Here is a 13,243-nt window from a genome sequence, read left to right as displayed (position 1 = left end):
GGCCGTCCCTCTTCATTGTTTAGCTCCTGGCAGTTTCCCGAGTTCTCAGCTCTTCAGCCTGCGGGCGTTGCTGTTCCCGGAAGCTGCAGCGCTGCCAAGCATGTGGTAGACCAGCACGTCCTCATTGGTGTTGGCGTTGGCCTCGATAGTGACCAGTTCACCATCGCGGACCACTCCAATCCGATGACACCAGCTGACCAGTTCAGTCAGGTCCGAGGACATCAGGATGATCGCCACACCCGTATGCCTAAGTTCGTTGAGCATCTGGTACACAACGTCCTTGGCGCCAATATCGATACCGCGGCTGGGATGGCTAAGGATCAGCACGTCACAGCCCGTGGTCATCCACTTGGCGAGGGAGACCTTCTGGCGGTCCCCGCCGGACAGCGTCGTGAGCGTACCGTGGATGTTCGTTGTGTTGATGCGCATCCGGCGCACCAAGTCGATCACACCACGGAGGCCGCTGATCTCGTCCTCCAGGTCCGCGTCGGGGGGATCCTCGCGCAGGCCCTTGGCGATGCTGGTTGTGGCGTCCACGTTTCCGGCATCGTCAGCGAGGTAGCCGATCTTCAGCCGAAGGGCAGCTTCCGGCCCATCGATGTGGACCTGCCGTCCGTGCAGGAAAACCTGCCCGGACGTGCTTTGCCTGATACCCACGAGCGTTTCAAGCAGGTGGTAGACCCCGGATTGATGGGTTCCGAGCAAGCCAAAAATCTCGCCCTTGGCAACGCTGAAGGTCACGTCCCGAACGGAATCGTCGACGCTGAGGGCCACTACCCGCAAGGCTTCATCGTTGCCGGCGGGCTCCGTGGGCCGGCTGCTGCCGGCCGGCTTTTGCTGCAGAAGCAGGAAAGCGAGTTCGTCGACGTCGGTCTGGCTGGCTTCCAGGACTTTGTGGACTTTGCCCTCACGCAGTACGGCAATACGATGGGCGATCGAACGGACTTCATCAAGGCGATGGGTGATGTAGATGATCGCCCTCCCCTGGTTCACCAGCATCCTGAGCACCTGGTGCAAGGCAGCGACGTCGTGATCGGGTAGCGAAGCTGCCACCTCATCCATGATGACCAGCTGCGCTTCCTCGGCAACCATCCTCAGGACTTCCACCAGGGTTTGTTCTGCCCGGATCAGCGTCCCGACTGTGGCGTCCGGGTCGAGGTCCATTCCAACGTCGCTGATGAGTTTCAGGGCAGGACCCCGGAGATCCTCATGAGGTTTATCGGACTGGAACGTGCCCCGGTAGATGGCCTTGGCGACGGTCATCGCGGGATCGAGCCGGAAGTTTTGAGGAATAATCCCTACGCCGCAAGCCTGCGCTTCGTCCCTGGAGTCTGGTCCGTATTTCTCGCCGGACAAGGTGATCAGCCCGGAATCGTGCCGTAGGGCCCCCGACAAGACATCCATTAGCGTAGTCTTCCCGGCGCCGTTGGTGCCGATCAATCCAAGAATCTCGCCGCGATGCAAAGAGATATCCACGCCTTTGAGGATTCGGCGCTGATCATGTGAAGCGTGAATACCATCGGCATTCAATAGCAGGTCCAAAGAAGCTCCTAGTTCACCTTTATGCGATGACAGCGGTTGCAGCTGCAGGGCGCAATGCATGCCGGAAATAGTGCCGGTGATGGCGGATCGGGATGCACTGCCGAGTCAACCAGATGCATGCATTAAAGGCAAAAGGAAAGTTCTGAAATGTCGAGCTTGAATTCGTGACGCTAAAACTCGCAGAATTTATCAAATTGTCACTACTTCATTGTTAAACAACTGCGGCCCGGGACAGAGTCCCGGGCCGCAGCGCCTGAAGCAGTAACCTACTCGGCACTCTTGCTGAAGTAATCCGCACCGCCGACGTACTCGGTGTGACCGGATTCGACATCTGCGGTCACCATCTTGGCAACCTCGGCCGCGAATTCCTCCACAGAGTACAACTTGCCGGCCTCAGCGCGACGGGCCTCGATGGCACCGGGGTTGGACCGGTCGAGAAGGGTTGCGGTCACGGTTCCCTCGATCATGTCGCCGGAAACCACCACGAGCGAGATGCCCTTGTCCGCAAGGCTCGGCAGCAGCGCACGAAGGGCGTCCTCCCCTGCGCGCTTGCTCTTGGCCACGGGCTCGTACTCAGGCATTGTGGGAACAGTCTCCACGAAGTGTGCCTGGTGGCTGGTCACAAAAACCACCCTGGAACCCTCGGGCATGAGCGGCACTGCGGCATTGAGCATGTTGATCTGCGCGTCGCGGTTCAGCTTGAGCGCGTAGCCTTCCTCCATGCCGGACTCCATGCCGCCCGAGGCATTAAGCACAAGGACGTCAAGGGAACCGAATTGCTCCATGGCAGTGCTGGCCAGGGCGTGTACGCCCTCGTCGGTGGTGAGGTCCGCGCCAACGGCGGCGGCGCGGCCACCGGCGGCCTGGATCTCGGTCACTACCTTGTTGGCGCGTGGCGCCTTTTGGCGGTAGTTAACGACGACGGCGGCACCTTCGCCAGCGAGGATCTTGGCAACTTCAGCGCCAATTCCGCGGGAAGACCCCGTAACGATGGCGGTCTTGTTATCCAGCGTTCCCATTCGTGCTCCTTTTGTTCAGTTCATCCAAATTCCGTGGGCCTGGGTTCCATCATGCCAGCGGCAACCATGAAATCCGTTGTCGACCCCGGACAAAAACTACCGTGCGGGCTGGTGCGTCAGTGGCCCATTCCCAAGCCGCCATCGACGGGAATCACGGCGCCGGAGATGTAGGCAGCCTCATCGCTGGCTACCCAGCGAACCACGTCGGCTACTTCCGAGGCCTCAGCAAAACGGCCGGCCGGGACGCTGGCGAGGTAGGACTTCTGGGTCTCCTCCGGCAGCTCCGCAGTCATATCCGTGTTGATGAATCCGGGCGCCACCACGTTGGCAGTAATTCCGCGGCTCCCCAGTTCGCGAGTCAAGGACCGGGCGATACCTACCATTCCGGCCTTGGAGGCGGAGTAGTTGATCTGCCCGGGCGCACCGTACAGGCCGGATACCGATGAGATAAGGACCACACGGCCCTTGCGGAGCCTGATCATGCCCTTGGAAGCACGCTTGATAACCCGGAAAGCTCCCGTCAGGTTGGTGTCCAGTACCGAGGTGAAGTCGTCTTCGCTCATGCGCAACAAGAGTGTGTCCTTGGTGATTCCTGCATTTGCCACGAGTACCTCAACCGGGCCGTGAGCCTCTTCAACAAGCTTGAAGGCCGCATCGATCGACGCCTCATCGGTGACATCTGCCTTGACGCCCAGGATTCCTTCAGGGAGCTCTGTTTCACTGCGGTAGGTAACAGCCACCTTGTCGCCGTTGGCAAGGAATGATTCCGCGATGGCCAGGCCGATGCCGCGGTTGCCGCCAGTGATCAGGACACTGCGACCGGTGGATACTGCTTCAGACATACTTTCGCTCCAGGTTCTGCGGTCTTCGAATGCCGCTGTGAAGAGGGATTTTCCTGTCTTGATCTTATCCGCCGCCCGCAGCAACCCGCGGGTAACCGGCAACCCGCGCGGGTTTGGGCGGCTACGGCCTTGGTGAGAGAATTGTAAGAGGCCTTTGGAGCGTGATGATTCAGCTGTGACACGAGAGAACAGTCCCCTGCAGCAAGTGCCCGGGGAACCGGACGCTGTTTCCAGCGACCCCGAAGTCCACAGCATCACGGACGCGGCGGCCGCGCACTCGGAGGACATGCGCGAACGAATGATCAAGTACGCCGTTGCCATGGGCATTCGCATGGTGTGCATCGTCCTGATCTTCGTCGTTGATGGCTGGTTCAAGATCATTGCCATCGCGGGCGCGGTCTTCCTCCCCTGGATCGCAGTAGTCATCGCCAACGGCAATGACAAGGCGGAGGACCACAGCGAGTCGCTACTGGATTATGTTGCGGTTCCGGAAATTGGGCGAGCGGAGGCTCCGGAGGGCGACGTGGATGCGGACTCTCCCACAGTGCTCCAGGGCGAACTGGTTGAGGACCAACCCAACGAAGATCCGGGCCCCAACCCGCCGAACACGCCAACCCCGACTCACAATGCAACCCCAACTGAAAAAGCAACCCCCACTGAAAAAGCAACACAGACCGGTGACGCCGGAGACGAACGGGCGGCATCATGAATATCTTTGACCTTGGCGGCGCAGGCTTGGCCGGCAGGGCATCCGAGCGTGCCACCGGGGCTGCCATGTGCTCCCGGAAGGGATGCCGATCGGATGCGCAGTGGCAGCTCTTGTGGAACAACCCGCGCATCCATACGCCGGAGCGGCGCAAAGTATGGCTTTCCTGTGGTGATCACCGGGAATGGCTTGAAGAATATCTGCAGACCCGGGGCCTCTGGAAAGAGACGGTGCCCTTTGCAGGCGACTCACCAGCAAACGGCGATTCACCAGCAAGCGAGGCCCACTGAATGTACCGTTTCCTCTTCTCCAGCAAGTGGCTGGGGTACTTTGTACTGGCCGTGATCTTCGCCACGGCATGCGTGTTCCTCGGCCGCTGGCAGATGGATCGCAGGGCAGAGACCCTGGCCGAAATCAACCGGGTGGTCAGCAACTATTCTGCAACTCCCGTCCCCTACTCGGAGATCAAGGACCAATTCGACGCCTTGGATCCTGAACGGGAATGGACGCAGGTCCAGCTGCGGGGAACCTATGACATCAACGGGCAGCGCGTAGTGCGTAACCGTCCCTTGAATGGCCAGCCAGGTTACGACGTCGTGGTTCCTTTCCGCCTCACCACAGGCCAAGCGGTGGTGATTGACCGCGGCTGGCTGCCGATCGGAAACAACACGCCGGGCCGTCCCGATGTCGTCCCGGCACCGCCCACAGGTGAGGTCACCGTTATTGCCCGCCTGAAGCCTGCTGAACCGAAACTGGACCGTGGAGCGGTGGAAGGTCAACTTGCCTCCATTGACCTCGCAAGCTTTGCCACTGAACTGCCCTACTCCATCGCTACCGGGGCCTATGGGCAACTGGCCAGCGAGGATCCCGCGGTCCAGCCCATGCCCACGCCGTTCCCCAAGCCGGCCACCGAAGAGGGCACCCACCTCTCCTACTCCCTCCAGTGGTTCGCCTTCGGAGTGCTGATGTTCATTGGTTTCGGTTACGCCGCACGCCAACAGGCGCGGAACGCCGCCATCGATGCCGAAGACGAAGAGGACGAGCAGATCATCGCGGCCGGTGGAAGCCCCAAACCACGAGTGCAGTCCACCCGCAAGAACAAGCGGCCGACGTCCGAAGAAGAGGAAGACGCGATCCTGGATGCACAAGGCTACTGAAAGCACTCCGGATGCCGTCCTGAATGTTAAGGCGGCCTTGACCGCCTCAGGCGCCCAAGACACCGTCCGCATTTTCGAGGACAAAGTACCAACAGCGGCAGCAGCTGCGTCAGCCTTGGGATGCGACGTTGCCGCTATCACGAACAGCCTGGTCTTCGAGCTCGACGGCGGCCCGTTGCTCATCCTCGCAAGCGGCGCCGCAAGGGTGGACACGGCCTTGGTCGCGGCCCAGTTGGGTACGGGCAAGATCCGCCGGGCCGCGGCGGACTTCGTCCTGAAGCACACCAGTCAGGAAGTCGGAGGCGTAGCACCCCTGGGCCACCCGGAAAAGATCCGCACGATTCTGGACATTTCGTTGGCGCAGCACCCCGTCTTGTGGGCCGGAGCCGGAGACCACAACTCCATGTTCTCCATCTCCTACGACGAATTGGCGCGCATCACAGGAGCGGAACCGTTGAGGGTCCGCTAGCCGAGGCTTTACGCCAGCGTGATGAGGTCCAGGTAATCCTCGTTCCAGTGGTCCTCGACGCCGTCCGGAAGCAGCACCACACGCTCCGGGTTCAAGGCTGAGACGGCTCCCTCATCGTGGCTGACCATGACGACGGCACCGCTGTAGTTCTTGAGGGCGCCGAGAATCTCCGCGCGGCTGGCGGGGTCGAGGTTGTTGGTGGGCTCGTCAAGGAGAAGCACGTTGGCGCTGGAGGCCACGATAGTGGCCAATGCCAGACGGGTCTTTTCACCGCCGGAGAGCACGCCGGCAGGCTTGTCGACGTCGTCACCGGAGAACAGGAAAGACCCCAGGATGCCACGGACTTCTGCGTCTTTCATGTCCGGAGCCGATGAGCGCATGTTTTCCAGGACAGTACGATCGTGGTCCAAGGTCTCGTGTTCCTGGGCGTAGTAGCCCACCTTGAGGCCGTGACCCGGGATGATGTCCCCCGTGTCGGGCTTGTCCACTCCGGCCAGCATGCGCAGCAGTGTGGTCTTGCCGGCACCGTTGAGGCCCAGGATGACAACCTTGGAGCCGCGGTCGATGGCCAGGTCCACATCGGTGAAGATTTCCAGCGAGCCATAGGACTTGCTCAGGCCCTCCGCGGTGAGCGGGGTCTTGCCGCACGGAGAAGGATCCGGGAACCGCAATGCCGCCACGCGATCGTTCTCGCGTACAGCCTCCAGCCCGCTCAGCAAACGTTCTGCGCGCTTGGCCATGTTCTGTGCTGCGACGGCCTTGGTGGCCTTGGCGCGCATCTTGTTGGCTTGGTCGATCAGGACCTGGGCTTTCTTCTCGGCGTTGGCACGTTCGCGCTTGCGGGCACGCTCGTCCGTTTCGCGCTGGAGCAGGTAGCGCTTCCAGTCCATGTTGTAGTAATCGATCTGGGCACGGTTGGCGTCGAGCAGGTACACCTTGTTGACCGTGGCTTCGAGCAGCTCCGTGTCGTGGCTGATCACGATCAGGCCGCCTTGGTGGTTTTTCAGGAAGTCCCGCAACCAGGTGATGGAGTCCGCGTCGAGGTGGTTGGTGGGTTCGTCGAGGAGCAGCGTCTCAGCGTCCGAGTACAGGATGCGTGCCAGCTCGACACGGCGGCGCTGACCACCGGAAAGGGTCTTCAGGGGCTGGTTCAGGAGCCGGTCCGGCAGTGCGAGGTTGGAGGAAATCGCAGCTGCCTCGGCCTCCGCGGCATAGCCACCCCCGGCGAGGAACTCGGCTTCGAGGCGGTCGTAGCGGCCCATGGCCTTGCGCTGGACTGCGGGATCATCACTGGCCATGTCGTCGTGCGCTTTTTTGAGCTTTCCTACAACGACATCGAGGCCGCGGGCTGAGAGGATGCGGTCCCGCGCCAGCTGCTCCATATCCGGGGTCCGGGGATCCTGCGGGAGGTAACCGATCTCGCCGCTGCGGGTGACCTTGCCACCGGCTGGGAGGCCTTCGCCCGCCAGGACACGGGTCAAAGTGGTCTTGCCGGCACCATTGCGCCCGACGAGGCCGATCTTGTCCCCTTTGTCCACCCGGAAGTTAACCTGGTCCATGAGCAGGCGGGCGCCGGCGCGGAGTTCAAGGTCCTGGACGGTAATCAATTCGGGTGATGCCTTTCAATGGGGAACGCCTGCGGGACCGGTGGGCCCAATAAGTGCGGCGGGATCTGGCCGTGAGAACAGCCTGTTCAAGTCTACCGGCACCCCGGGCTTAGGGTGACATCCGCGCTGCCGCCGGTAACTGTGCCAACGGCCAAAGAATCGGCCACCGCAGTTGTAGGGAGGCTCCAAAAACGCCAACCTGTACCCTCCGTATTCTCGAAAGCAGGGGAAACAAGCACCTTCAACGCACCACACCCATTCGATAGGACCCACCATGAGCACCACCAACCCTGCCACCGTGCAGCCGCCCGCCACCTCACGCAAACGCTGGAACGCCACCGACCTCGGCCTCATCGCCGTCTTCGCGGCCCTTGTGGCTGCATCTGCGATTGTTCCGGGTATTCCGGTAGGGGCCCTTGGTGTTCCCATCACCTTGGTGACCCTGACCGTGATGCTCAGCGGCCTGGTTCTTGGCGCTGGGCGCGGCTTTGCCGCCGTCGGGCTGTATGTCCTCCTGGGCCTGGCCGGGCTGCCCATCTTCAGTGGCGGCCGCAGCGGCCTGGGCATTCTGGCAAGTCCATCAGCCGGCTACATCATCGCCTTCCCGCTGGCTGCGGCGGCCACCGGCTACCTTGCCGGCGTCGTGATCCGCAGGACGGTCAAGTACCGCGGGCTATGGCTCTTCGCCGCGACCATGGCCAGCAGCATCGTAGTCGTCCACGCACTGGGTGTCCTTGGCATGATGGCCAACGCCAAACTGGATTTCGGCAAGGCCGTCCTCGCTGACCTTCCCTTCCTTCCCGGCGATACCCTCAAGAACGTTCTGGCAGTCGTCATCGCCTTGGCCATTCACAAGGCGTTCCCGGATGTCCTGGTGCGTCGGGTCAAATAATGGGCGTGGATAGCATCAGTTTGAGTCGCGTCTCGGTGCGCGTGGCCGTGGACGACAGCCAGGTGCCCAAGACCCTGCTGCACGACGTTTCCCTGGACCTGCCAGAGCGCCGAATAGGCGTGATCGGTGCCAACGGATCCGGCAAGTCCACTCTTCTGAGGCTCCTGAACGGCTTGGTGGCGCCGACGGAGGGAACAGTGGTGGTGCACGGTCACAGCACGAGTTCGGAGCTTCGCCGTGTCCGGTCCAACGTAGGGTTTGTCTTCACCGATCCTTTGTCCCAACTCGTCATGCCGACAGGGCGTGAGGACGTTGAGCTCTCATTGCGCCGTTCGCTCAGGAATTCCAAGGAACGTGCGGCCAGGGCGGAAGCGGTTCTTGATCGTTTTGGACTCCTCCATCTGGCAGACCAAAGCATCTACGAACTTTCCGGCGGTGAACGCCAGCTGCTCGCTTTGGCCGCCGTGTTGGCCGTAAATCCCGGTGTGCTGGTCCTGGACGAACCGTCAACCCTTCTTGACCTGCGTAACCGTGAACTCCTTCGGCGCACCATTGGGGCGCTGGAGCAGCAAGTTGTCATGTCCACCCATGACCTGGACCTGGCCCTTGATATGGAACGGGTGTTGGTGGTGGAGGCAGGCCGAATAGTTTTCGACGGCGGTGCCGCCGAAGGCGTCGCCCATTACCGCGCGCTGTGTGCAGCTGCCGTGGACGGACTGCCGCTGAAAGGTTCAATGTCGTGAGGGGCCACGGCTTCCTCATGGCCAATTATGTGCCGGGCCACTCCGTGGTCCACCGCGCTCCCCTCTGGTCCAAGTTCCTGGTGGTGGCTGCATGCGGAACGGCCTCGTTCCTCATTGTTGACTGGGTGGTTTCCTTGGCGGCGTTCGCCTTGATGTGCGGGCTGTTCCTGCTCAGCGGTGCCGGGTTCAAGCGGCTTGCAGGGTCCATTCGTATGGTGGCCCCCATCCTCCTGGTCATCGGCCTGTTCCAGTGGTGGCAACTGGGTGGACCCACCGCAGCGCGGATCGTGCTCAACGTCCTGGTGTGCGTTGTGGCAGCATCCGTACTGACGGCTGCCACCCCCGTGCAGGAGCTGCTGGATGGAGTGGTGTCCATTTCCAGGCCTTTTCGCAGGTTTGGTGCCGATCCTGAGCGCTTCGCATTAACCATTGCGGTGATGCTCAGGAGCATTCCATTCATCGCCGGTGCTTTCGCGGATGTGCGGGATTCGGCCCGCGCACGCGGCCTCGAGCGGAACCCCAGGGCGCTGGTTCTGCCGGTCTTCATCACTACGGTGGCATACGCACGGCAAACCGGTGACGCCCTTGCGGCCCGGGGACTCGGTGAAGCGGACGAACTGCCGGGGTCGGACTAGAGCCGGGCGTAACGCAACAGGCTTGCGGTGCCCATGCCGCCGGCGATGCTGATCATGGCCAACCCAAGCACTTCAGTACCTGCCTCTGCATACCGGCTTCTCGCCTGTGCCAGCAACCGTGTCACCAGGACAGCGCCGGAGGCGCCGTAACCGTGCCCCAGCGCCAGCGCACCTCCTTGAAGATTCGCCCTTTCCGGGTCCAGGCCCAAATGCTCCAAACATGCGATGGTTTGGGACGCGAATGCTTCGTTGAATTCGATGAGATCCAAAGCGTCCGCGCCTACTGCCTGCCGGGAGAGCAGCCGTTCGGCGGCAAAGGCCGCGCCGATACCCAGCAGTTCCGGATCGACACCCGCGGTATCACTGCCCAGCACCAGCAAGCCATCGACGGCGCCCATGTCGCGTGCACGTTGAAGGGACGTTACGACGACGGCGGACGCGGCGTCCGCATCGAAGCACGAGTTTGCTGCGGTGACAGTCCCGCCAGGCACGAACGCAGCGGGGAACCTGGCCATGAGCGCCGGCCTCAGGGAGGGCTTGGGTCCGTCGTCGGCGGTCACCGGCGAGGAGGCGCCCATCAGGGGAACGATCTCGCCTGTGTACTTCCCGGCAGCGGCAGCGTCCACTGCCCGGCGATGGCTGCGGAGGGCGTAGTCATCCTGCTGCCCCCGGGAGACCCCAAACCTGGTGGCAACGGTCTCCGCGGCCACCCCCATGTCCGGATCTCCGAACCGGGGCGGCACGAAGGTGGCACGGGAGAAGAAGTCCAGGCCGCCGTCGTAGTTCCTGTGTGCCCTGGCCGGTGCCGTACTGATGCTTTCGACGCCGCCGGCAAGGAACAGCGGATTGTCACCGGCCGCCACCAGACGCGAAGCCAGGGCAATGGCGTCCAGGCCGGAGCCGCATTGACGGTCCACAGTGAGTCCCGGCACGGTGGTGGGCAGGCCCGCCTGGAGCGCGGCGTACCTGGCGAGGTTCCCGCCGCCGCCCACGGCATTGCCGATGATGACATCGTCCACGTCGGCAGGGTCCACGCCAATGGACTCGATCAGTGAGGCCAGCACCGGCGCCAGCAGATCCGGCGCGCGCAGATGCTTGAGTTGCCCGTTGGCCCGGCAAATCGGAGACCGCAGCGCCGCGATAATGACAGGCTGCCGGGTTGGGTCAGTTGCCGGCCCGGTGCCGCTCAATGTGTTGGTGTCCGCCAATTTACTGATGCTAGCCAAGTGGCTGCGCCCGGGAGTCGTGGTTTTTGATCCAGTCCAAAAGTACTTTCCGGCTGACCTTGCCCCGGTCAGTCATTGGCAGCGCGGACAGCACGTAATACTGCAGGGGCCACTTGTCCCGCGCCAACAGACCATCCAGCCCGGTGCGCAGTTGGGTTGCCGTCACGGCGCCATAGGCAGGAACGACGCCGGCGATCACCTTTTGGCCGCGGATGTCGTCAGGGGCACCGGCGGCGACCGCAACTTCGATTCCTGGAACAGAGGCGAGGGCCAGTTCCACCTCGTGGGGGTAGACGTTCTTCCCGGACGTGACAATCATGTCCGAACGCCGGCCCAGAATGTGGAGGACTCCCCCGCGCAGATAGCCCTGGTCCCCCACGGTGTACCAACCCTCCAGGCATCGCAAAGCCTGTCCGTCGTCACCCCACAAGTAGCCATTGCTGACCATTCCGCTGCGCACGCTGATGTTGCCGTGGGCTCCTTCAGGCAGAACGTTGCCGGCGTCATCAAGAATGCTCAGCTCCACTCCGGGAAAGGGAGTTCCTATGCCCGTACCACCGACATCCAGCGGTTCACCTGCCGCGAGGCGGGTCCCGGAAACGAAGCTCAACTCCGAGGCGCCGTAGTACTCGTAAATGGCGGCATGGGGGGCCCAGCGCCGGGCGGCTTCCAAGGTGCGGGCATCCAGCTTGGAACCTGCGCAAATGATGCTGCGGATTCCGGACGCGTCCACGTCGCCGGCCAGCCCCCGTTCGCTCAACAACCGCAGCATGGTGGGGACAAGGACCAAACGGGTGATGCCGTCATGGCTGATGGCCGCATGGGCGTCACCGACATCGAATGATTCCAGGGTGTGGAACGCGGCGCCCGCATACAGGCACTCGGAGAGGGCATAGAGGTTGAGGCTGGCCGAAAGGGGGCCCGGAGCCAACGTATGGTCGTCCTTGGACAGTCCGAAGAACTCGATGGAGGCCTCGAACGATACCTGCCATGAACGCCGGGAACGGGTGAAGGCCTTGGGCACAGACGTGGTGCCGGATGTCATGCCCACCAGGAAGGTACTGGAAGGATCTCCGTCCACAAGTGCGTCCCCGGCTGCGTTTCCTGAGCCGGCGATCCGGGAGGCAACCTCCTCGATCATCGGAGCGGGCCATAGGGGGTCGAGAACCGCGCAGCGCCGTTCCCCTGCGACGGCGGCGGCATACCGCTCAACGAAGCCGACGGAGTTCGGCTCGGCGAGGACCGTGGTGGGACCGGAAGCACCCAGCAGCTTCGCTGCCGCGTCACGGAGTCCGGCCCAGGTGATCCGGCTGGTGCCCACGACGACGGCGGTGTCGTGAGGGCGCTCATCAGCCCAGATGTGAAGTTTGTCCAGGAATGGCATCCAGCCAATTTTACGGCAGTGTCCGGCCCCCGGCAGCAAAAGTGACGTCTATTCTGACTGTATGAGTTTCAACGATGGCGCACAGCTTGACCCGTCCCAAGTCGAGGACCGACGCGGCGGTGGTATGGGCAGGGGTACCAAGATTGGCGGTGGCATCGGAGGCGGCATTGTGGTGCTGCTGCTTGCCCTCTTTGGCATCAACCCCAACATCCTCGGCGACCTGGGCGGCGGTGGGGGTACGCCGCCGGCCGTGGATGCTGGAAGTGGCACAGGGGGCGTCCAGGAATGCCAGACCGGCGCGGACGCGGACAAACGCCTTGACTGCCGCATCACCGGCACGGTCAATAGCCTCAACGCCTTTTGGCCCGATTACCTCGCCCAGTACAACGTGAAATACACCCGGCCCGGGACGGTCATCTTCGAGCAAGGCACAAATACCGGCTGCGGCCCGGCCACCACGGATGTGGGACCGTTCTACTGCCCGGCCGACGTGAAAGCCTATTTCGACCCCGGATTCTTCGATGAACTGGTAACGAGGTTCGGCTCCTCCGGCGGACCGTTGGCGCAGGAGTATGTAGTGGCGCACGAGTTTGGGCACCACATCCAGAACATCCTGGGCAACCTCGACCGCGCGCAGCAGGATCCCCAGGGACCCCAATCTGGTGGCGTCCGGGTTGAGCTGCAGGCAGATTGCTATGCAGGACTCTGGGTACGCCACGCCACCACGCAAACAGACGCCACGGGAAAGCCGTTCCTTGATCCCCTCACCGAGCAGGACCTGCAGGACGCGCTTTCGGCGGCGTCCGCCGTCGGCGATGACCGGATCCAGAAGGCCGCGACTGGAAGGGTCTCCCCCGAGTCGTGGACGCACGGTTCCAGCGCACAGCGGCAAAAGTGGTTCTACCAGGGCTACAGCACAGGCGACATCAACAAGTGCGACACCTTCGGAGTGGCAACGCCGTAGCGATCCCGCCCAAACAGAGGAAGGGCTCCGGGCAATATGCCCGGAGCCCTTCCTTGT

Annotated in this window: 14 protein-coding genes; 8 read left to right on the top strand and 6 right to left on the bottom strand. The window is 62.6% G+C overall.

Features of this window, described 5'->3' with window-relative positions; genetic code table 11:
• Window positions 1–45 precede the first annotated feature (45 nt).
• The 3 genes from PJL15_RS04960 to PJL15_RS04950 form a co-directional block, all read right to left on the bottom strand.
• On the bottom strand, window positions 46–1,476 hold the full coding sequence (locus tag PJL15_RS04960; RefSeq protein WP_281450097.1) for an ATP-binding cassette domain-containing protein: 1,431 nt from the start codon (window positions 1,474–1,476) through the stop codon (window positions 46–48).
• Window positions 1,477–1,808: 332 nt separating this feature from the next.
• Window positions 1,809–2,561, bottom strand: a complete 753-nt coding sequence (locus PJL15_RS04955; protein WP_281450096.1) for an SDR family oxidoreductase — start codon at window positions 2,559–2,561, stop codon at window positions 1,809–1,811.
• A 116-nt stretch (window positions 2,562–2,677) separates the two neighbouring features.
• Window positions 2,678–3,403 carry a beta-ketoacyl-ACP reductase gene (locus PJL15_RS04950; RefSeq protein ID WP_281450095.1) on the bottom strand — a complete coding sequence of 242 codons (726 nt, stop codon included), beginning with the start codon at window positions 3,401–3,403 and terminating at the stop codon, window positions 2,678–2,680.
• Between the two features lie 175 nt (window positions 3,404–3,578).
• Between PJL15_RS04950 and PJL15_RS04945 the strand changes: the two genes are divergently transcribed.
• The 4 genes from PJL15_RS04945 to PJL15_RS04930 are packed head-to-tail and all read left to right on the top strand — an operon-like array spanning window position 3,579 to window position 5,735.
• The gene (locus PJL15_RS04945; RefSeq protein WP_281450094.1) at window positions 3,579–4,112 is read left to right on the top strand and encodes a DUF3099 domain-containing protein; all 534 of its coding nucleotides are present in this window, start codon (window positions 3,579–3,581) and stop codon (window positions 4,110–4,112) included.
• Complete coding sequence (locus PJL15_RS04940; RefSeq protein WP_281450093.1) at window positions 4,109–4,399, top strand: hypothetical protein; 291 nt, start codon at window positions 4,109–4,111, stop codon at window positions 4,397–4,399. The genes PJL15_RS04945 and PJL15_RS04940 overlap by 4 nt, the downstream gene beginning before the upstream one ends.
• Window positions 4,400–5,266, top strand: coding sequence for an SURF1 family cytochrome oxidase biogenesis protein (locus PJL15_RS04935; RefSeq protein WP_281450092.1), 867 nt, complete (start codon window positions 4,400–4,402; stop codon window positions 5,264–5,266).
• Window positions 5,250–5,735 (top strand): YbaK/EbsC family protein, encoded by a 486-nt coding sequence (locus PJL15_RS04930; RefSeq protein WP_281450091.1) that lies wholly within the window; start codon window positions 5,250–5,252, stop codon window positions 5,733–5,735. The genes PJL15_RS04935 and PJL15_RS04930 overlap by 17 nt, the downstream gene beginning before the upstream one ends.
• A gap of 8 nt (window positions 5,736–5,743) precedes the next feature.
• Here PJL15_RS04930 and PJL15_RS04925 read toward each other — a convergent pair whose 3' ends face one another.
• On the bottom strand, window positions 5,744–7,342 hold the full coding sequence (locus tag PJL15_RS04925; protein WP_281450090.1) for an ABC-F family ATP-binding cassette domain-containing protein: 1,599 nt from the start codon (window positions 7,340–7,342) through the stop codon (window positions 5,744–5,746).
• 274 nt (window positions 7,343–7,616) lie between these two features.
• On the opposite strand from PJL15_RS04925, the gene PJL15_RS04920 reads away from it, so the two are divergent.
• Genes PJL15_RS04920 through PJL15_RS04910 form a run of 3 tightly spaced genes read left to right on the top strand, consistent with a single transcriptional unit; the run spans window position 7,617 to window position 9,612 of the window.
• A complete protein-coding gene (locus PJL15_RS04920) occupies window positions 7,617–8,234 on the top strand; it encodes a biotin transporter BioY (RefSeq protein ID WP_281450089.1) in 618 nt (205 codons plus the stop codon).
• Window positions 8,235–8,239: 5 nt separating this feature from the next.
• Complete coding sequence (locus tag PJL15_RS04915) at window positions 8,240–8,977, top strand: energy-coupling factor ABC transporter ATP-binding protein (RefSeq protein ID WP_281450088.1); 738 nt, start codon at window positions 8,240–8,242, stop codon at window positions 8,975–8,977.
• Window positions 8,974–9,612, top strand: a complete 639-nt coding sequence (locus tag PJL15_RS04910; RefSeq protein ID WP_281450087.1) for an energy-coupling factor transporter transmembrane component T family protein — start codon at window positions 8,974–8,976, stop codon at window positions 9,610–9,612. Before PJL15_RS04915 ends, PJL15_RS04910 begins: the two co-directional genes overlap by 4 nt.
• Here PJL15_RS04910 and PJL15_RS04905 read toward each other — a convergent pair.
• Both PJL15_RS04905 and PJL15_RS04900 read right to left on the bottom strand, forming a co-directional pair.
• Complete coding sequence (locus PJL15_RS04905; RefSeq protein ID WP_281450086.1) at window positions 9,609–10,820, bottom strand: thiolase family protein; 1,212 nt, start codon at window positions 10,818–10,820, stop codon at window positions 9,609–9,611. The two genes, PJL15_RS04910 and PJL15_RS04905, sit on opposite strands and share 4 nt — an antisense overlap.
• Window positions 10,821–10,830: 10 nt before the next feature.
• Window positions 10,831–12,222, bottom strand: a complete 1,392-nt coding sequence (locus PJL15_RS04900) for a class I adenylate-forming enzyme family protein (RefSeq protein ID WP_281450085.1) — start codon at window positions 12,220–12,222, stop codon at window positions 10,831–10,833.
• Window positions 12,223–12,283: 61 nt separating this feature from the next.
• Between PJL15_RS04900 and ypfJ the strand changes: the two genes are divergently transcribed.
• Window positions 12,284–13,186, top strand: a complete 903-nt coding sequence (ypfJ, locus tag PJL15_RS04895) for a KPN_02809 family neutral zinc metallopeptidase (RefSeq protein ID WP_281450084.1) — start codon at window positions 12,284–12,286, stop codon at window positions 13,184–13,186.
• Window positions 13,187–13,243: the final 57 nt, after the last annotated feature.

Origin of the sequence: Paenarthrobacter nitroguajacolicus (assembly GCF_029952445.1) — a bacterium.
In the GTDB taxonomy this organism is placed as follows: Bacteria; Actinomycetota; Actinomycetes; order Actinomycetales; family Micrococcaceae; genus Arthrobacter; species Arthrobacter nitroguajacolicus_B.
Note: the sequence above shows the minus strand (reverse complement) of the source record. Positions and strands in the feature narration are given on the sequence as shown.

Excerpts from the sequence above, each read along its gene's own strand:
- PJL15_RS04955 (WP_281450096.1), bottom strand. The coding sequence starts at position 2,561 with ATGGGAACGCTGGATAACAAGACCGCCATCGTTACGGGGTCTTCCCGC.
- PJL15_RS04950 (WP_281450095.1), bottom strand. The coding sequence starts at position 3,403 with ATGTCTGAAGCAGTATCCACCGGTCGCAGTGTCCTGATCACTGGCGGC.
- PJL15_RS04940 (WP_281450093.1), top strand. The coding sequence starts at position 4,109 with ATGAATATCTTTGACCTTGGCGGCGCAGGCTTGGCCGGCAGGGCATCC.
- PJL15_RS04935 (WP_281450092.1), top strand. The coding sequence starts at position 4,400 with ATGTACCGTTTCCTCTTCTCCAGCAAGTGGCTGGGGTACTTTGTACTG.
- PJL15_RS04930 (WP_281450091.1), top strand. The coding sequence starts at position 5,250 with ATGCACAAGGCTACTGAAAGCACTCCGGATGCCGTCCTGAATGTTAAG.
- PJL15_RS04920 (WP_281450089.1), top strand. The coding sequence starts at position 7,617 with ATGAGCACCACCAACCCTGCCACCGTGCAGCCGCCCGCCACCTCACGC.
- PJL15_RS04900 (WP_281450085.1), bottom strand. The coding sequence starts at position 12,222 with ATGCCATTCCTGGACAAACTTCACATCTGGGCTGATGAGCGCCCTCAC.
- ypfJ (WP_281450084.1), top strand. The coding sequence starts at position 12,284 with ATGAGTTTCAACGATGGCGCACAGCTTGACCCGTCCCAAGTCGAGGAC.